Below are 19,268 nucleotides of genomic sequence, written 5' to 3'. Positions count from 1 at the left end.
GCCTGTCGGAACAGGGAGTGAAGATGAGTATATTGGCAATTAAAGGCAGAGATTCAGATAGTTAAACTAAACAAGCGCGAGCCAGGATTGCTTAATCACGTTGCCATCAAATTTCAGCGCGGTGGTTCTGGTTTGTTCACTCATGGCAAAGAACAACTCGTCGTTATGAGCAAGCTGATTCATCTTTTCGATAAAGCCCGCACGATCGTTCATCGCCACCAGAAAGCCATCCTGATTATTGTTGATAATTTCCTGTGGGCCGGTCGGGCAGTCGTAAGCCACCACCGGCAGTGCCCAGGATTTTGCCTCCAGCAATACCAGAGGCAGCCCCTCATAGCGGGATGTCATCAACGCCATATCACTGTCACGGTAATAGTCGTTGATATTCGCGACCTTGCCGACAAAGCTTACGCTGTCACTGATATCGAGCGCTGACGCCTTCGCCACCAGCTCATTTTTCAGTTCGCCGTCACCGGCAATCACCAGTCTCCACTGTGGATTAGTGGCCTGGAACCCCTTCCAGACGTCCAGTAACAGGTCAAAGCCTTTTTGAAAATCAAGACGCCCGACGGCCAGCGCCTGAAACGTGCGTTCAGTACGCTGATAATTTTTATAAACAATGGGATTGGGGATGGTTTTCGCAGGTATGCCCCACTGCGTTAACACCTTTTCATCTTTTTCGGTGAGAACCAGTACGCGGTCGTAATAACGCAGGAAGAGGTATTTAAGCAACTTAATGGGTTTGCTGAAGGAGTTAATGGCAATATGTTCGCAGGCATAGGTTTTCGCTTTCTTCTTGCGTAAAGAAAGCAGGCTCCAGAGGGCAAACATCACGCTGAGGCGACCCATGCTGATCAAAAAGACTGCATCAAAATTCTGCTGGTTAATACGCTGCACTGCGCTGCGGATCGGATTCTTCTCACCTGCAAAACTGACAATCTGCTTCACCTTTTCGAAGGGATAAAAAGGTTCACCCGCCCCCTCCAGCGAATAAACAAATACCTCATGCTCGTCGCCCAGACACTCCGACATGAAGTTGCAAATATTCTCGGTTCCGGCCCAGGAATAAGCATCTTTTATCACCAGCACTATTTTTTTCATCGCGGACTCGCCACCTCAATCACATCAATGTAAAAATCTGTTCTGTACCGCTGCCAGGGGCCACGACCAGGTGCAGATACTGCGTTTCTCATTGCAAGACTGAAACGTTTCAAGCTGGCAACTTATCTGTGCTTCAAAGTGAACAGAACCCCATTAACCATGTACCAGGCATAATAGTAATACACTTTTAGCGGATTGTTTTTATAGATAAATCTTAATAAATCCAGGTGCCACTTTGCCGCCTTGTTTTTGTTGCGTGACAGCGAATCGCCCAGCTCATAATAATTGACCAGATTACGTTCAATCACTCTTGCCTGTTTATACTGGTCGAATAATTCATAGAGGAATAAAAAATCCTCGTGACCTTTTTTATGGAACAGGATGGTTCGTGACGGGCGACGGTAACACACTGATGAAAAGCAAATCCGAAATTGCTTTTTTACGAAACTTTCTTTCATCAGGTAGGGTTTGTTCCAGGTGACGTCATAGGCTTTGGTACGCGACTTATAGCCGTAATGCGAAATAACCAGGTCATCACCCGCCGCCAGTGCCTGAACCTGTAGCATCAGCTTATCTTTCTCCCACTCATCATCACTGTCGAGAAAAGCAATAAACTCTTCGCTGGCCGCTCTCAGCCCGACGTTGCGTGTTTCGGCCGCACCGAGATTAACTTCGTTGCTGAGAATAGTAATACGGGGATCGCGGCAATTTTCCTGGACAAAAGCCAGTGAGTCGTCGGTAGATTTATCGTTAATCAGATAAATCCGCCAGTCAGTCCAGCTTTGATCAATGACCGACTGTACCGCACGCAATACGGTGTGACGAGCATTGTACATAGGAATGACAATGCCAACTGTGCCGATTTGATTGTTCATCTGAAATCCTGCTTCTGTATCGTGGACGGGTATAAATATAAAAAAGGCCAGTTAACCTGGCCTGTGAATCAGAAGAACCTGAACAGGGGAGCAATGCTGTAACCATTTACCGACTGAACGGAAAGGATCGTGTTATAAGCCAGATAATAGGTGGTCATGCCCGCCAGCAAAATAAAGTTCAGAATGGGATTCCTGATCCGCGTCATTAAGAAAGCCAGCAACAGCGGCTCGGTATGTAAAAACAGGTTCCCTACCCTGCCTCCCAGAATTGAGAAGTCAGAGAAAATAATACGAATTGCGGCCCCGGCGGAATAGGCCATTAGCAGGATATAAACCAGCCGGTCTTTGGCTTCAATAAGCGGTTTACGAAAATAAACCAGAGTGAAGAAAATAATAAAGGCAATGTTTTTGAAATTAGCCAGACTGAATACCGGCAATGCCGCATCAAACTCCGTTCCGCTATAGGCCATTGCCCGATCGCCGAGATTAGGCACAATCCCCAGCGAATCAAGGAACAGCTTTTTACCGCCTACCAGGCCCAATGGGATCGCGGCGAAAACCATGATGATACCAAAGTATCTCCGCTCTTTGATAAACAGGAACGGTGCCACCACCACGGTGACAAATCCGGTAGACTGTGATTGCGAACTCAGCAGCAAAAAAATAAATGCAACCACATAACGACGGCCCGCAGCAGTACAAATTGCAGCCACCGCAAAGGCGCTGGAAAGACCAAAGCGGATTTGATTCATGTCTTTATTGATAAACAGGTGTGCAGAATAAAGACACAACGAGCACAGAATTAATGGCGAATATTTTTTAAATACCCATGCATTGGTCGATACCGCAACAAAGGCGATAAACAGCAGAAAATAGTAACTTTCATGGGTAAACCAGCTCAGTACCCATGCCAGTAGCATAAACACATTTTCATAGCGGTAGATATCCGCCACGGCAGCAAACCCACTCATACTGGTTTGACGGGAAAAATCGTGGAAGAACCCCAGATATTGCCAGTCGTCTATGCCTGAGTTTGGCCCACGCATTCCTGCCAGCAGAATGAGTATGAGCGTGCCGATAAAAAAGAAATAGGTAACGATAATTTTGGTTTTGGGCTGCGTTAACTGGTTAATGGTCGCCAGTTCAAAAATACAAAATACGAGCAGTGTGTAACTTATTACCCAGTATATGGCCATTCTTTTCCCCAAAAAGTCAGTGTCGTAAGGTTAAACACTGACACTATTTTCCGCCCAGACGCGCTCTGATTTTATCCTTCAGACGATTGATAAAGTAGGTGCGGTTATCTTTATTAGTTAAGAAGAAATAGCGGACGAAACTGAGAGTGGCCTGAAAAGATTTGCCATCCATTTTGTACCGCAGAGGCAACTTATAGGCTTTATAGGTATTGATATCACGCTGGGTAAGCCAGGGCTTCATGTTATCCAGCCAGAAATAGGAATATTTAACCGATTCCCCTTTCTGCTTTGATCCATATTTACTGACTAAATGATAGTTTGCCAGCGGCGTGGCAATCATTACAAATTTATAGCCTTTTTTATCAGCACGAATACAGAAGTCGTAATCCTGGTGACGAATGTATTTGGGATCAAACTGGATGTCCAGGGCATATTCCCGCTTCAGAACAAGAGTGCTGGTCTGAATAAAACCATAACAACCAAACAGGTATTCCGCCACGGTCTCATTTTCAGAAACCGGCTGCATCGGCATCACCTTCAGAAACTCACCGTCCTGAATGATATTTACCTGACTGTAAATGATCGTTTTCTCTCTGCCCTGCGCGTCAAGTTCAGCAATGGTATGCAACGACTGTTGTAATTTTTCCGGATGCCATTCATCATCCGCATCCAGAAAACAGATGTAATCGCCTGTCGCCAGCTCAACACCCTTATTACGGGCAGCGGAACCAAACAGTTTTTCCTGAGAAAGCACCAGCTGAATTTTAAGCTGACTGTATTTCTCTGCCCTGACTACCTCGGCGAGCTTTTCTGCATCGGCGGATTTATCGTCAATAATGATGACTTCGAAATTTTGATAAGTCTGCGCGGCCACACAATCCAGGGTGGTCACGATCGATTCAGCAGCATTGTAGGCCGGAATAACAATCGAGAAGAAAATATCCTTCATTCTCAGGTACCTTTTTTTTCGTCCAGACAAAGCGGCCCGGAAAACACACGAATTCAAAATGAATAAGGAACCTTTTGTCAGCAGATAAAAAGGTTCCTTATGATTACTTAGCTTTTTGCATCCTGTTTATAGCTGTAGTCGTAATAATCGTAGCCATAACCAAACGCATTCGACGCTTTGCGAACCACGGCATTCAGAATGACACCTTTGATCTCGATACCATTTTGCATAAACCGGCGGTAGCTGAATTCCACTTCCTTCAGCGTGTTAGTCTCGAAGCGAACCACCATCAGTGACGTTCCAGCCAGCTTACCAATGATTGAGGCATCGGTAACGGCGAGAATTGGCGGTGTATCAATCAGTACCAGGTCGTAATTCATGCTCGCCCAGTGCAGCAGTTCGTTCATGCGATTGTGCATTAACAGTTCAGATGGGTTCGGCGGCACCTGACCACGGGGAAGGAAATCAAATCCCCAGGCGCCTTTCTGGACCAGCTCGCTGCTGAACTCCGTTTTGCCTGACAGCACGTCAGACAGGCCTGTTTTATTGTTTGCACCCAGCAGTTGATGGGTGTAACCCCGACGCATATCACCATCAATCAGCAACACTTTCTGATCGGCTTTTGCCACCAGCGTCGCAAGGTTCGAACAGATAAACGTTTTCCCGATGCCCGGACTGGCCCCGGTGATCATCAGAATGTTGTTTTTAGCTTCCATCATGGCGAAATGCAGGCTGGTACGCAGGCTGCGAATTGCTTCGATAGAAAGATCGGTTGGATTGCCGAGTGCCAGCAGTGAGTTAGCCGCATCAACCTTGCCATGCCCCGTACGACGCGCCAACATCTCGCCATCGCGTTTACGCTGCCACTCAGAAAGAGGAACGCTGGCATACACATTGATCCCGCGCTCTTCCAGCTCATCAGGACGCTCAATACCATGATGAAAAAGGGCTTTCAGCAGAATGATACCCACGGAGACCATCATGCCCAGGATCATACTGGCCAGCACCACGAGGAGTTTCTTCGGTGCAACGGGCGCTGCGGCCGTTTCTGCCGGGTCTACGATGCGTACATCACCAACCGTGCTGGCTTTGCTGATATTCAGTTCCTGCTGACGATTCAGCAATTGCATGTAGATTTCCTGACCGGACTGAACATCACGTGTCAGGCGCACAATTTCCTGCTGAGTCTGAGGCATCTGACCGATTTTCTGGTTAAGACGTTTCTGCTCGTCTTCCAGCGTCTGACGTTTTTCCAGCAATGCACGATAGGTTGGGTGATCTTTGGTGAACAGCTGGGACACTTCCGCTTCGCGGAAAGTCAGCTCATTCAGCTGGCTCTGGATGCTGACAGATGAGTCCAGCGCCGATTTAGCTTCCAGCGACATATCTACTGAGTCATTCTGGCGGCGGAAGGTGTTGAGCTTATCTTCTGCCTCATCCAGTTTGGCCCGTACTTCCGGCAGCTGAATCTTCAAAAACTCCAGGCTTTTCTGCGCTTCAGCCGATTTGCGATCGATATTCTGATCAACATAATTGGTGACGATCTGGTTCAGTACGCGGCTAATCTGCACCGGATCTTCACCCAGATACTCCAGCCCCAGAACGCCGGTATCTTTGCCTTTATCGGCAACGGTGAGATTGTTAGTCACCAGGCTGATAGCCTGTAAATCGGTCAGTTTGGTCACGGTGAAACTGGTATCAGGCTTAACCCCAACAATGCTTTTCACCATCATGGTGACGCCGCCATGGTTCTCCAGTTGCCCGACTTTACCTTTAAACAGTTCGTCGCCATCTTTACTGACGGTGTAACTGTCAGTACCCGTGACCTCAAGGGAAAGCTGCGGTTTTTCCCAGCTTAATGGAACGGAGAGTTGGGTTACGTCCACTTCGCCAGGTTTATTACCCAGCAAGCGGGATAATCCCTTGCCAATAACCGGCAGGTAATTCTGTTGTACCAGTGCATCCAGCCCTAAATCTTTTACCGTCTTGCCAATCACCATACGCGAGGTAACAATTTCAACCTCGGTTGCTGACATCGGCTGCGCATTTGGCATCATCGACTGAAGATCATTCAGCACCGTATTTACATTTTTGTTTTCCACCTGCACCATCGCATCGGCGCTGTAAATAGGGGTGGCAAACAGGCTGTACAATGTGCCGAGCAGCATAAATAAAGCCGTAACAGCAACAATTATCCAACGATGATCAACAAGTTGTCCCACAATATGCGCCAGGTCCCACCCGGTGGACTCCTCATGCGACGCTGACGATGCCTTACTCTTTATATTCATGGATAATCCCAATTATCGGCTTAATGCGTTGACCCATTTCTGGGCAGCGTTTTCAAGTAATACGTACACGGCTTCATAGGCATCGCGGCTTTTTTTATAGGGATCCGCTATTTCCTGTTGATTAAGCCAGTGGCCAAATAACATGGTCTTGCCACGTACGGAGGGATTAATACGATTGATCTGATCGATATGTCCCTTTTCCATCACCAGCAACAAATCGTAATCCCGACACATAGCCGACGTAAGTTGACGGGCAACATGCCCCTCCAGTGAAAGGCCATGTTCACTGGCAACACTGCTGGCAGTGTCATCAGCCGGGTGGTCCACCACAGCATGCAACCCGGCGGACGCAACCTTTTTATTTGGTAACGCCGCTTTGAGCATTCGTTCCCCCGTGGGGGAACGACAGATATTGCCGACGCAGACTACCAGGATTGAGTTAATCATGGGCTTCTCCGCTGATTACCAGTTATGAATGATTTGCGCATTTTCACTGGCGTTATAGATGCCGGTAATGGTCGGTACCAGCTGAGAAACCACACGGTTCCAACGCGCCAGCGGCGTCGCGGTGACATAGACAATGTCATAAGGTTGCAGCTGGAACTCTGATCCCATAACCATGGCGGAAGCATCTTTAACGTTCAGCTGATAAATATTGGCAATACGGGTGCGGTTTGCCCCTTTAATCGGACGAATAACAAAGACACCGGTTGCATCTGCTGCACCCTGATCCATCCCCTGTGCACTGCCCAGCGCTTCTGCCAATGTCATACCGCTGCGGTCCATCTTCAGCGTGGCCGGCTGTTTCACCTCACCCATTACAAAGACTTTCAGATCGTCGTTGCGCGGAACATAAAGGATGTCGCCGGGGTAAAGCAGATGATTTTGCGAGAGGTCACCATTTTGCATCAGTGCCTGAAGAGAGATCGGCATTTCGCGGCCGTTGTGCGTAAGTACCACATTGCGCCAGTCTGCATTCTGCGTCAGGCCACCGGCTGCGTTGACCGCATCAAGAATAGTCAGAGGAACGTTGGTGATTGGCTGTTGGCCTGAAGTGGTCACTTCACCCGTCACGTAGGCTTTTTGCGATTTGAAAGAGGCAACGCTGACGTCAACCTGTGGGCTTTCAATATACTGCGCAAGACGTGAAGCGATTTCGCTGCGGATTTCCTGTACGGTCCGCCCTGCTACTTTGACTCGTCCAATGTAGGGATAGAAAATAGTGCCATCAGAGTGCACCCAGTTGCCGGTGTCACTGGCGCTACGATACTGCCCCGCCGGGGTGGTTAATTCAGGGTGATCCCAGACGGTGACCGTCAGAACATCGCCAATGCCAATGCGATATTCATAGCGCTGCAACTCATTCTGCAATTCCGGATTAGGTCTGGCGACCGTCGGCTTTACACGCAGCTGCTCTACCAGGCCGGGCGTTAAAGGAAAAACGTTGACGTATTTATCGATATCAAAGTCGCTATCCTGCTGTTTGATAACATCTTTACCGCTGGTGGAAAGCGTCGAACCGGGCACAATTGTACATCCGGAAAGAAGGGTAGCCGTAATCAACAAGGGTAACACTTTCGTTTTGATTGTAATCATCTATCTCATCGCTATCAGTAATTTGAATGATAGTGGCGCATCCGCCGCAGTGTAGCGTCATGCAAAAGTATTAAGGTGAATCACCCGATCAAGCCCTGAAACTGTTGGTCATTATCATATATTCCCTCTTACTTTCTTATGCCTTGCCGGTTCGATTATAGCCGACGCCCAACATTCGCCATAAAAGATGTCCATCATGCAACACGTTGACAGGTAACTGGAAATGATACTTCAGCGGCGGCCCTCCACCGACCTTGTGGACAGACCACCCGCGTATCAATACGCACCGTCTCGCTTGAGAACAACGCCAACTGTTTTGAACAAAATGGCGATATCATTCCACAGCGACCAGTTTTTAACGTACCAGGAGTCGAAGTAGACACGGGTTTCATAATCCACGTCATTACGGCCACTGACCTGCCACAGTCCGGTCATCCCTGGTTTCGCCATATAGTAATAATCAACATCCCCCGCGTAGCGCTCCAGCTCATCTTCGATAACCGGCCGGGGACCGACCAGACTCATCTCACCGCGGATCACGTTCCACAGCTGAGGTAATTCATCGAGGCTGGTTTTGCGAATAAAATGTCCGACACGGGTGATACGCGGATCGTTCTTCAGTTTGAAGTCTTTGTCCCATTCTGCACGGGCAACAGGGTCATTGCGCAGAACTTCTTCCAACACCTCTTTTGAATTCACCACCATCGAACGGAACTTCAGACATTTGAATTTACGTCCGTTCAGGCCGACACGCTCATGTCCATAAATCGGGCTACCGCCATCCCGTGAAACCAGGAAGATCAGTACCGCCAGGACGGGCATCAGCGCGAGCATAATCGCCATCGCACCGACGATATCAAATGCCCTTTTAACAAAGCGCGATGTGCGTTTTGCCAGATTATTGCTAACCCGCAGAATCATCACTTCATGGCTGAAAATGTAAGCCATATCCGTACCATACAGTGGAACGCCGCGCAAAGAAGGTATCACGGAAACCGAGCGGCAGTTATGTTTTGCCAGATTTTTTAACCAGAGATCGCGATACTGGCTCTGCTCAAACTCCACTGCCACGATAAACTGTGTATCGCTGTCAACCCTCTGCCACAACTCTTCCTCCGTGCGGATAACCGGCGTGGAGAAGAGTTCAAGCGCTGGCGTCGAGCCATCAACGTCAAAGAACGCCACCACTTCAAAGCCCATCATTTCTTCGCTTTGCAGTGCCATCCAGGCTTCTTCGGCATTTTTACCACTGCCGATAATAATCGACTGGCGTTTCCACAGGTTGTAGTGATTGAGAAGACGTTTCACCACCGAGCGTCCTGCCGGGATAAATACCAGGGCCAAGATCCAGGTGAGTATCCAGGTCCAGCGAGAAAGCTGCCACTGAGAGAGCGCAGTGATTGAAAGATCGATAACAGAAAAAATCAGGACGCTTCTGAATATCTCTTTCAGTTCGAACCAGAAAGGTTTGCGATAGGTATAATGGCGCAGTCGAACCCAGAACCATCCAATACAAATCAGAGAAAGAATAATATGAGTAACTATCGTCAGGTGCAGATCCTGTTCAGTGTAATTGCTGAGCAGGTTACCGGGTAGAATGCTCATTAACCAGATAGCAATGAATAATGAAGCATTAAAGAAAAAGAGGTCAGAGAGTGACAACGACAATCTGATTAATAACCCTTTCGAGGTAAATTTAATATTACTCATAGTTAACTCTTATTTTTTATTCAGAAGCCGGTGATTTATTATTCCCAACAAACACAAGGAAGTAATTACGCACATTTTCGTTAAGTTTGTTTAAAACAGAAAACATATTCCTGAAGCCTGTGTAAATAATGCGTTCGCAGGCAACATGCCTTGAGATTTAACGAAAAAAACCGTAACAATGGCGGTGAAAAATCAGGCAGATTGACAATTACCTTTTCTTACTCCCCACGCTACCGCCCCTGGCTTGTAGCTGCCAGTGCGCTATGTTTGGTGTTTCCCTGTGCCGCACTGCCCGGCTGAAGCCTTTACACTCAATCAAAGCTTTCATTAATTTTGCCACAAAATACAGAGCACAAACTGTCCAAACAACGCACAAGTCATGATGTTAAGTAACACGTTGCTATACTAGTTATTACTGGCCTGTTTACAAGAGTCACCGCCCTTCCACTCTGCCTTTTAGGATTAAGACTACCTTTGGTTCCAGACTGTAGCAGGCATTCCATCTTCACCCCCTTGTCAAAAAATCGGAATTATTCGATTTAACGAAAAAAACCGTAACAATGGCGGTGAAAAATCAGGCAGATTGACAATTACCTTTTCTTACTCCCCACGCTACCGCCCCTGGCTTGTAGCTGCCAGTGCGCTATGTTTGGTGTTTCCCTGTGCCGCACTGCCCGGCTGAAGCCTTTACACTCAATCAAAGCTTTCATTAATTTTGCCACAAAATACAGAGCACAAACTGTCCAAACAACGCACAAGTCATGATGTTAAGTAACACGTTGCTATACTAGTTATTACTGGCCTGTTTACAAGAGTCACCGCCCTTCCACTCTGCCTTTTAGGATTAAGACTACCTTTGGTTCCAGACTGTAGCAGGCATTCCATCTTCACCCCCTTGTCAAAAAATCGGAATTATTCGATGTTCGAGTAAGATTATTCTTAATCACTTCTTCCGCTGCCAGACAGTATCACCAGGATTGCTTTGTTGACCTATGCGAATAATCCTGAAAACTCTGTGGCTGAATTTTTCAGGATTGATCCGGATAATTTATTTTTAAGACGGCTGACTCCTGACAATAAGACGAAATGGCGTTACATAACGCAGGGAATATTTGTTAAATAATCTCTGATTAACTATGATCACAACACTTTTGTCTCTACTACAGGCGTGAATGCGATGTTTGAATGGATCGCCGATCCGTCAATCTGGGCCGGACTGGTCACCCTGGTGGTTTTAGAACTGGTACTCGGCATTGATAACCTGGTGTTTATTGCCATTCTGGCAGAGAAACTCCCTGCATTTGAGCGCGACCGCGCCCGTATTACCGGATTGCTGCTGGCCCTGGTTATGCGTTTACTGCTGCTGGCGTCCATCTCCTGGCTCTCTTCATTAACCTCCGCACTTTTTTTCATCAACGGACACCCCTTCAGCGCCCGCGATCTGATTATGTTGACCGGGGGTATTTTTCTGCTGTTTAAAGCGACCATTGAGCTGAATGAGCGGCTGGAAGGAAAAGATGAAGCCTATAATCCACAAAAGCATGGCGCTAAATTCTGGCCGGTTGTGGTGCAAATCGTGGTCCTGGACGCGGTGTTTTCACTCGACTCGGTGATCACCGCAGTGGGTATGGTCGATCAGCTGGCGGTAATGATGGCCGCAGTGATTATTGCTATTTTACTGATGCTACTGGCAAGTAAACCCCTTACCCGCTTCGTTAACGCCCACCCCACTATTGTCATCCTCTGCCTGAGCTTTTTACTGATGATTGGTTTCAGTCTGGTGGCCGACGGTTTTGGTTACACCATTCCGAAAGGCTACCTGTACGCAGCCATCGGTTTTTCAGTGATCATTGAGGCACTGAATCAGCTGGCCCGCTTTAATCGCCGCCGTTTTCTCTCGGCAAAATTGCCTTTACGTAAACGTACAGCGGAAGCCGTACTACGTCTGCTGCGCGGCAGGCATGAACAGGCCGAACTCGACAGCGAAACCGCTTATCTGGTGACCGATCACCCCGATAACCAGGCCGTGTTCAACGTTCAGGAGCGGATGATGATCGCTCAGGTGCTGGGTATGGGACAGCGCACGGTCAGCAGTATCATGACCTCTCGCCATGATACTGAACACATTGACCTGAGTGAGTCTGCGCAAAGTATCATGGCCAGACTGGACAGAAATCAGCATACCCGTCTGGTGATAACGGATAACAGCGACGAGCCTCTGGGCGTCGTACACGTTATCGATCTGTTGCATCAGGCTCTGCACAGTCATCAGCTTGATATCCGGGCGCTAATCCGACAGCCGCTGGTTTTTCCGGAGCAGCTGACTTTACTGTCCGCTCTTGAACAGTTTCGCGTTGCGCGCACCCATTTTGCCTTTGTGGTCGATGAGTTTGGGTCGGTTGAGGGTGTGGTGACATTAAGTGACGTAATGGAAACCATCGCCGGAAATCTGCCAAACGAAGGGAATGAAATCGATCCCCGCTACGATATTCAACACAATGCAGATGGCAGCTGGACAGCAAATGGTCATATGCCGCTGGAAGACCTGGTTGCCCACGTTGCGCTGCCGCTGGATGAAAAACGCGAATATCACACGCTGGCCGGATTACTGATGGAACATATGCAGCAGGTGCCGAAAGAAGGTGATGAGATCCATATCAACGGCTTTCTGTTGCGTATCCACCAGGTTGAAAGCCATCGCGTACAGAAGGTACAAATCATGCCGGTGGACAGCGCAGAACCGCATCAGGCCGCAGAAAATTAAATGGTCATTTTCTGCGACAGGCTCAGGCTGTCGCCACCATTACGGCTGGTCTTTCACGCCGTTTTGATTCCTGTCTGACCATGCCTTGAGACGTTTTTTTGCCTCATCCATCAGTTGCTGACGCAGAACCTGGTTAACCTGTAATGAATAATTTAACGCCGACCACGGCCCATAGATCCGCAGCGGCACCGGGGTTTGTTGCAGGCGGCTGACCAGCTCGCTGTCACCCTGCCAGCCTTGCGTCACCGTAACACCAAAAGTGATATCAGCCTGCTGGCTGCTCAGATTAACACTGCCCTTACCACTGTAATCGAACATCAAAGAGCGTCCCTGAAATTCAGCAAACGACAGCAGACCATTACTGAGCGTGGCACTGCCGCTGATATGTTGCGAATTACCCCCCGAATCACTGTTATCCGGCCCGCGAACACGGTTACTGCTGCGCTCGACCGCCCGCTGAATCATCTGCTGAAAGTTCAGTCCACTCATCTGCGCGTTATCAATACTTACCTCTGCGCTGCCTTTCCAGGCCCGTCTGAATGCCGGAACGGTCAGTCCGTACCCCGTAAAGTCACCGGTCAGCGACATATCGCCGCTGAGGGAAGGCGGAAGATCAAATGCTTTAAGCAGAGGGGCCAGGGCAATATTTTGCAACGCGGGGCGCAGCGTGACTTTAGTCTGCGCCGTGCGCACATCCAGGCTACCGGGCAGCGAAAAACTGCCATGTCCGGCGTTACCGTTCAGGGTAGCCAGTTGCAACACGCCATTTTTGCTGCCGCCGTTGAGCGTGACCATGTCGAAATCCATGCCGCGCCAGCGCAATTTATCCACCTTCAGATTAACGCGGCCATCCATCGCGTTAAGTAATGAATCGGCGTTGTCATAATTTTCCGGGGCAGAAATCACCGGCGCAGGCCCTGCACGCTGCGTCTCAATCCCCTGCGCACTGTTGCCTGCACGGTTCTCCAGTCCCAGCAGCGAATCCATGTTCAGCAACGGCGAGTGCAGAGCAACCGACACCTGCGGACGGCTGCCCAGCGTACCGCTAATGCTACCGTCCAGCTGACTGTCATTAGCGCTCAACGCCAGATTTTGCAGGCTGAATGCACGGCTATCGCCAGACCATTCCGCCTGCATTTTCGCCTGCCCTTTTAAACCCTCTTTGGGTAAATCAGCGCCGGTTAACTGGTAGCTGAGCGGGTTAATGGCGGCAGTAAGTTGTCGCGGATAGCGGCTGAGATCCAGCTCGGCAGTGAGATTCATCAGCAGCTCTCGCTGATCGCGGCTGATACGACTGCTCAGTTCCAGATGCGCCTGGCGCTGCTGATTCTGGGAGAGTTGCAGGTTCAAATCGCGGACGTTCAACTGCTCACCGTCACTTTGCTGCCAGATCAGCAGGCTGTCCGCGACGCGCAGTTGGTCGATATCAAACGTCCAGCCCGGGCTGCTCTTCTCCGGGACGGAATCGGAAGGTACGACCGGGGCATCCCCCGGACGCTGTGTCTCGCTGTCGGGCGTCAGGCGGATAATCGCCCCTTTTAACATCACCTGTTTCACCGCCAGCTGATGGGATAACAGCGGCAAAAGTTTAACATCCAGTCGCATATTGCTGGCACTGACCACCGGCTGTTGTGCTCCCGGGGCGGTGAGGGTCATCTGCCCGGAAAGAATGCTGAGCTGCGGCCAGACATGCCAGCGGAGATCGCCGTTCAGCGCCAGGCGGTAACCGCTATGCTGTTCAACCTGCTGAACTATATAGTTGCGAAACTCATTAGGATTCACCAGCAGCACTAACGCCGTCATGCCAGCCACAATTACCACCAGCAAAATGACCAGCGTGGTAATAAATCTTCTCATGCCTTCCCCTCACGCCTCATTCAGGCCCCGGCCGCGCCAGACCGTGCGGCAGGTTATCCTAATCTTTATCAATACGGCTGGCGTCTGCGCCCTGCTGCCCCTTGTATTTAGCATCCTGACGACGGTTATAAGGTCGGGCTGCCGGACCGGAGAGCGGTTCAAAACTGAGTGCGCCTATCAACATGCCCGGACGAAGCGCCAGCGGCAATTTACCAGAATTATAGAACTCCAGCACAATGCGTCCCTGCCAGCCCGGATCGATGCGATGCGCGGTAACATGCACCATCAGGCCAAGGCGTGCCAGCGAGGAGCGGCCATCCAACCAGCCCACCAGATTATCCGGCAGGGTTACCGATTCCAGCGTGACCGCCAGCGCCAGCTCACCCGGATGCAGGAAAAAAGCCTCACCTTCCGACAGCACGATTTCATCGCTCATTACTCTGTCGAGCGCCGCGCTCACTTCATCCTTTGGACCGCTGAGATCGATATAGGCGGCGGTATGTCCCCGGAAGGTACGAAACAAATTGCCCAGACGCACATCCACCGTGGCGCCATTGATCCGTTCTACCGGTGGACGAGGCGAAATGTCCAGCTGGCCATTATCCAGCCAGGCTTCAATATCACGGTCACATAATCTCATGGTAGCGACTCCCTAAAAGTCAAAGTAAACACGCCTGGCCCGGCACATCCGGCACCGGGAGCGGCAAACCCCGCAGGGTTGTCGTGCAGCGCGTTATTCAAAAAACTGGTTGATTTTCGCTTTCAGAATATCAATCGCGATGCGGTTCTTACCACCCCGTGGCACGATGATGTCAGCATACTGTTTTGAAGGCTCAATAAATTGCAGGAACATCGGGCGCACCGTTTTTTGATACTGCGCCATAACAGAATCCATTGAGCGGCCACGTTCATTGACATCACGTCTCATGCGGCGCATCAGGCAGATATCCAGCGGTGTATCGACAAAGATTGAGAAATTCATCTCCTGACGCAGACGGGCATCGGTCAGCAAGAGGATCCCTTCCAGAATAATCACTTTTTTAGGTTGCAGACGAACCGTCTGCGCGGTGCGGGTGTGCTCAACATAGCTGTAAACCGGCAGGTCGATGGTTTCCCCTGCCTTTAACATCTGCAAATGCTGAAGCAGTAAATTGTGGTCCATCGCACTGGGGTGATCGTAATTGGTTTTAACCCGCTCTTCCATAGTCAGGTTGCTTTGGTCTTTGTAGTAGGCATCCTCAGGAATGACGCCAATGTGTTCATCACCAACTCTGTCGCGAACTTCGCGATAAAGAGTACTGGCAATAAGACTTTTTCCTGAGGCAGAAGCGCCGGCAATACCTACGATGACGCACTGATGCGACTTATCAGTCATAAATTTAAGACCTGGTTACAGATGGTCAGAGACCCGGAGAGGATGAATTGGCGCATAATTATAGGGATTTAGCCGAGTTGATACCAGCAAAATGGTGTTGAAAGCTTTTCAGACTTTCCCGTTATACCTTGTCGGGATTGACGGCTAGACTGACGGCACTGAGACAAGCATCACACTTTTTTGACAGAAGGAAACACGGTGCCCGACGCTGTTTTGCATATATTGACCTATTTAGGCGACAGCATGTTGCTTATCCCCACCGCGGTGATTATGGCTGTTCTGATTGGCTGGAAAAACAGCGATCGTCGTGCCGCCATCTGGTGGCTGGTGGCATTCTGCACGGCGGGTGCCATCGTCAGCCTGTCGAAAATTGCTTTTCTGGGTTTTGGCATCGGCAGCGCCCGCTTTAATTTCACCGGCTTTAGCGGGCACAGCACCATGTCCGCCGCACTCTGGCCGGTCATGCTGTGGCTACTCACCGGTCGCCTGGCTGACCGCTGGCGTCATCTGGCCATCGCCACCGGCTATCTGATCCCGCTGCTGGTTGGCCTGTCGCGCCTGATCCTCAATTACCATTCAGAAAGTGAAGTTCTCTGCGGGCTGATACTGGGTTTCACACTGAGCACTGCCTTCCTGCTGAGTCAGCGCCGGGCGCAGTTACAGGGTTTCTCCGCGTTACAGCTGGGCATCGCCCTGCTGGTGCCGCTGCTGTTGATTGGCCACGGTCGCATTGCCACCACGCAACAATTTTTACAACGGCTGTCGGTACAAATTGCAGGTATCGATCATGCCTGGACCCGGGACGAACTGCTGAAACTGCGTCAGGAGACATCGGTTAAGTAATGTGATTTTTCATTATCAGATCCAGGGGAATGTTGAATTACCACAAGCATTCCTGGCGGGTTATGTTAGCATCCTACAGGTATTTAGATCGTAATGACGTAACTGCTGCCCTGCCGGATTTGTGAATGACCACTGAGACTCTCTTGCCGCCACCCCGTCCTGCTGCCGTCCGGGCCAGTGCCGTGCTGCTCGGCGTACTCTCCTTCCTGTTAACCTTTTTCTGTGGCGAGCTGATTAAGGTAAGCGGGCAGATATCTCCACTGTGGTTTCCCACCGCCCTGCTCACCGTGGTGGTTTTCCGCCACAGTGTAAAATCGCTGCCGCTGATGCTGGGCTGCTGCTTTACCGGCATTGCCAGCGCAAACGCGCTGGTGGTCGGGCTGTCACTGGTCAGTCTGAAATATCCGCTACTTAACCTTGCCCAGGCTCTGCTGGGTGGCCTGCTGTTGCGCTTTTTGCTCGATCGTCAGAAGCCGCTGGATTCCCTGCTCAGCTGGAGCAAAATGTTTATTTCCGTCGGCCTCGTCGCGCCGTTGATTGGTGGCCTGCTGGCCTGCTGGTTCCTCAATCATTACAGTTTTCGTTTTTTCTCCATCTGGGTGGTATCAGAAAGTATTGGTATGCTGGCGCTTGGCCCGGTCTGCCTGTTGTGGCAGCGGGAATTCCTGCATAAAAAAATCAACCAACATCAGTTAATCACCACTCTGCTGACCCTGCTCAGCACGTTGGTGTTGTGCTATTGCGTCCTGCGCTACTCTCCCTGGCAGTTAACGGTGGTGATGGTGGTGTTGCTGTACAGCGCGGTGCGGCTGCCGCGCTTCGGCGCATTTGTGGTGTTTCTCGCCACGCTGTCGATGATGATGCTGATGCTGGCCTTTAACCTGCTGGAGATCCACGCAGCAAAAACCGGTGTGCTGAATAACACCCCCTGGCTACCGTTTCTGCTGGTGATTATTCCCAGCCACCTGATGGCGCTGGTGATGCACTCATTTCGTGAAGAGAAAAAACATATCTCCGAAAGCGAAACTCGCTTCCGTCATGCGATGGAGTATTCCGCAATAGGCATGGCGCTGGTGTCGTCGCAGGGACGCTGGCTACAGGTCAACAAATCGCTCTGTAAACTGCTGGGCTATAACGAGGATGAGCTGAAGGCGATGACCTTTCAGCAGATCACCTACCCGGACGACCTTGCCATCGGCGAGAGCCAGTTTAACGCACTGCTGCGCGGTGAAATCGACACCTACAGCCTGGAAAAACGCTACCTGCGTAAGGACGGCCAGATCGTCTGGGTGCTGCTGGCAATATCACTGGTCAGGGACAGTGAGCAGCAGCCACTCTATTTTATTGCCCAGATAGAAGACTTCACCGGCCTGAAGCAGACTGAAGAGGTTAACCGTCGTCTGATGCAGCGCATCACCCTGGCTAACGAGGCGGGCGAAATCGGCGTCTGGGAATGGAATCTGCAAAGCGGTGACATGAGCTGGGATAAGCGCATGTTTCAGATTTACGGCCTGCCCGAGGATGGTGAGGCCAGCTACCAGAGCTGGGCTGAAAGACTGCATCCGGCCGATCGCCAGGTAGCGATGGATGCCTTTGAAGATGCGGTAACAGCCTCTGCCCCGGTGGATATTGTTTTTCGCATATCGACCCACCAGGGTATCCGCTATATCCACAGCAAATCGACGATGGTGCTTAACGCAAAAGGTGAGGCAGAGAGAATGCTGGGCATCAATCAGGATGTCACTGCGGTTCGCCAGTTAACCTACGCGCTGTACCAGGAAAAAGAGCGGATGCATATCACCCTTGATGCCATTGGTGAGGCGGTGATCAGCACTGATGACGCGATGCGGGTGACCTTTATGAACCCGGTGGCGGAAAGTATGACCGGCTGGACACAGCAGCACGCGGCCGGTAATCCGCTCAGCGATATTCTCTCGGTCACCCACGGTAGCCAGGGTGAAGAGTTGGACAGGCTGTTGTTATCAAAGCTGCCACGCCGTAAATTTACCAGCGATCTGGATGAGGAGTTGGTGCTGCACAACCGCGCCGGTGAGCAGTTTGATATTCATTTCAGCATCACGCCGCTGAAAACTCAGGAGGGTGAAATGATTGGCAGCGTGATCGTTATTCAGGATGTCAGTCAATCTCGCAAAACCATGCGCCAGCTTAGCTACAACGCGTCCCACGATATGCTGACCCGCCTGCCTAATCGCGTCAGCTTCGAGCAAAGTCTGCAACAGCTGTTGCTCTCCGCCAGTGACGAGCAGCAAACCCATGCGCTGGTCTTTATTGACCTTGATCGTTTCAAAGCGGTGAATGACAGCGCCGGACATGCCGCCGGTGATGCGCTGCTGCATGAAATTTCCGGCGTAATGCAGGACAGACTGCGCGGTGGTGATCTGCTTGCCCGGCTGGGCGGCGACGAATTTGGCGTGTTGTTGCCGGATTGCCCGCTGCAACAGGCAAGGGAGATCACCGGGGAACTGGTCAACGCGGTAAACCGGTATCCCTTTACCTGGCAGGGTGAGCCGCACCAGATCGGTGCCAGCGCGGGTATCACCCTGCTCGACGGCAGTAACAGCAATATCAGTGATGTGATGTCCCAGGCGGACCTTGCCTGCTATAACGCCAAGCACAACGGGCGCGGCCAGCTCTCCGTCTTCCCTGCCAAACTGCTGACCCGCTGGTAAGCGTCGGGATGCCATTTAATC

General features: G+C 50.5%; 14 protein-coding genes. 3 read left to right on the top strand and 11 right to left on the bottom strand.

Features of this window, described 5'->3' with window-relative positions:
• Positions 1–66 precede the first annotated feature (66 nt).
• From AC3RPL_RS06470 to wbaP, 8 genes are all read right to left on the bottom strand, one after another.
• Positions 67–1,101 (bottom strand): glycosyltransferase, encoded by a 1,035-nt coding sequence (locus tag AC3RPL_RS06470; RefSeq protein ID WP_490739361.1) that lies wholly within the window; start codon positions 1,099–1,101, stop codon positions 67–69.
• A gap of 122 nt (positions 1,102–1,223) precedes the next feature.
• The gene (locus tag AC3RPL_RS06465; protein WP_490739360.1) at positions 1,224–1,976 is read right to left on the bottom strand and encodes a glycosyltransferase family 2 protein; all 753 of its coding nucleotides are present in this window, start codon (positions 1,974–1,976) and stop codon (positions 1,224–1,226) included.
• A gap of 68 nt (positions 1,977–2,044) precedes the next feature.
• Positions 2,045–3,172 (bottom strand): EpsG family protein, encoded by a 1,128-nt coding sequence (locus AC3RPL_RS06460; RefSeq protein ID WP_034937785.1) that lies wholly within the window; start codon positions 3,170–3,172, stop codon positions 2,045–2,047.
• A gap of 43 nt (positions 3,173–3,215) precedes the next feature.
• Positions 3,216–4,121, bottom strand: coding sequence for a glycosyltransferase family 2 protein (locus AC3RPL_RS06455; RefSeq protein ID WP_490739359.1), 906 nt, complete (start codon positions 4,119–4,121; stop codon positions 3,216–3,218).
• A gap of 107 nt (positions 4,122–4,228) precedes the next feature.
• Positions 4,229–6,412, bottom strand: coding sequence for a tyrosine-protein kinase Wzc (gene wzc, locus AC3RPL_RS06450; RefSeq protein WP_490739358.1), 2,184 nt, complete (start codon positions 6,410–6,412; stop codon positions 4,229–4,231).
• Positions 6,413–6,424: 12 nt separating this feature from the next.
• A complete protein-coding gene (locus AC3RPL_RS06445) occupies positions 6,425–6,859 on the bottom strand; it encodes an arsenate reductase/protein-tyrosine-phosphatase family protein (RefSeq protein WP_367167731.1) in 435 nt (144 codons plus the stop codon).
• 15 nt (positions 6,860–6,874) lie between these two features.
• Positions 6,875–8,008 carry a polysaccharide export protein gene (locus tag AC3RPL_RS06440; RefSeq protein ID WP_034937792.1) on the bottom strand — a complete coding sequence of 378 codons (1,134 nt, stop codon included), beginning with the start codon at positions 8,006–8,008 and terminating at the stop codon, positions 6,875–6,877.
• Between the two features lie 276 nt (positions 8,009–8,284).
• A complete protein-coding gene (gene wbaP, locus AC3RPL_RS06435; RefSeq protein WP_490739357.1) occupies positions 8,285–9,718 on the bottom strand; it encodes an undecaprenyl-phosphate galactose phosphotransferase WbaP in 1,434 nt (477 codons plus the stop codon).
• 1,177 nt (positions 9,719–10,895) lie between these two features.
• Here wbaP and AC3RPL_RS06430 point away from each other — a divergent pair.
• Positions 10,896–12,482, top strand: a complete 1,587-nt coding sequence (locus tag AC3RPL_RS06430) for a TerC family protein (RefSeq protein ID WP_490739356.1) — start codon at positions 10,896–10,898, stop codon at positions 12,480–12,482.
• Between the two features lie 39 nt (positions 12,483–12,521).
• Here AC3RPL_RS06430 and asmA read toward each other — a convergent pair whose 3' ends face one another.
• From asmA to udk, 3 genes are all read right to left on the bottom strand, one after another.
• Positions 12,522–14,339: an outer membrane assembly protein AsmA gene (asmA, locus tag AC3RPL_RS06425; RefSeq protein ID WP_490739355.1), complete on the bottom strand. Its 1,818-nt coding sequence runs from the start codon at positions 14,337–14,339 to the stop codon at positions 12,522–12,524.
• A 58-nt stretch (positions 14,340–14,397) separates the two neighbouring features.
• A complete protein-coding gene (gene dcd, locus AC3RPL_RS06420) occupies positions 14,398–14,979 on the bottom strand; it encodes a dCTP deaminase (protein WP_034937801.1) in 582 nt (193 codons plus the stop codon).
• Positions 14,980–15,072: 93 nt separating this feature from the next.
• Complete coding sequence (gene udk, locus AC3RPL_RS06415; RefSeq protein WP_034937803.1) at positions 15,073–15,714, bottom strand: uridine kinase; 642 nt, start codon at positions 15,712–15,714, stop codon at positions 15,073–15,075.
• Positions 15,715–15,957: 243 nt separating this feature from the next.
• Between udk and AC3RPL_RS06410 the strand changes: the two genes are divergently transcribed.
• Positions 15,958–16,557, top strand: a complete 600-nt coding sequence (locus tag AC3RPL_RS06410) for a phosphatase PAP2 family protein (protein ID WP_490740645.1) — start codon at positions 15,958–15,960, stop codon at positions 16,555–16,557.
• A gap of 125 nt (positions 16,558–16,682) precedes the next feature.
• Entirely contained in the window at positions 16,683–19,247 is a 2,565-nt protein-coding gene (locus tag AC3RPL_RS06405) for a diguanylate cyclase (protein ID WP_490739354.1), read from the top strand.
• The last annotated feature ends 21 nt before the right edge of the window (positions 19,248–19,268 follow it).

The sequence above is a fragment of the Erwinia papayae genome (assembly GCF_058241465.1).
This window is presented reverse-complemented; position numbering and strand designations above follow the sequence as displayed.

Coding starts and splice junctions, on each gene's coding strand:
- AC3RPL_RS06470 (WP_490739361.1), bottom strand. CDS start 1,101: ATGAAAAAAATAGTGCTGGTGATAAAAGATGCTTATTCCTGGGCCGGA.
- AC3RPL_RS06465 (WP_490739360.1), bottom strand. CDS start 1,976: ATGAACAATCAAATCGGCACAGTTGGCATTGTCATTCCTATGTACAAT.
- AC3RPL_RS06460 (WP_034937785.1), bottom strand. CDS start 3,172: ATGGCCATATACTGGGTAATAAGTTACACACTGCTCGTATTTTGTATT.
- AC3RPL_RS06455 (WP_490739359.1), bottom strand. CDS start 4,121: ATGAAGGATATTTTCTTCTCGATTGTTATTCCGGCCTACAATGCTGCT.
- wzc (WP_490739358.1), bottom strand. CDS start 6,412: ATGAATATAAAGAGTAAGGCATCGTCAGCGTCGCATGAGGAGTCCACC.
- AC3RPL_RS06445 (WP_367167731.1), bottom strand. CDS start 6,859: ATGATTAACTCAATCCTGGTAGTCTGCGTCGGCAATATCTGTCGTTCC.
- AC3RPL_RS06440 (WP_034937792.1), bottom strand. CDS start 8,008: ATGATTACAATCAAAACGAAAGTGTTACCCTTGTTGATTACGGCTACC.
- wbaP (WP_490739357.1), bottom strand. CDS start 9,718: ATGAGTAATATTAAATTTACCTCGAAAGGGTTATTAATCAGATTGTCG.
- AC3RPL_RS06430 (WP_490739356.1), top strand. CDS start 10,896: ATGTTTGAATGGATCGCCGATCCGTCAATCTGGGCCGGACTGGTCACC.
- asmA (WP_490739355.1), bottom strand. CDS start 14,339: ATGAGAAGATTTATTACCACGCTGGTCATTTTGCTGGTGGTAATTGTG.
- dcd (WP_034937801.1), bottom strand. CDS start 14,979: ATGAGATTATGTGACCGTGATATTGAAGCCTGGCTGGATAATGGCCAG.
- udk (WP_034937803.1), bottom strand. CDS start 15,714: ATGACTGATAAGTCGCATCAGTGCGTCATCGTAGGTATTGCCGGCGCT.
- AC3RPL_RS06410 (WP_490740645.1), top strand. CDS start 15,958: ATGTTGCTTATCCCCACCGCGGTGATTATGGCTGTTCTGATTGGCTGG.
- AC3RPL_RS06405 (WP_490739354.1), top strand. CDS start 16,683: ATGACCACTGAGACTCTCTTGCCGCCACCCCGTCCTGCTGCCGTCCGG.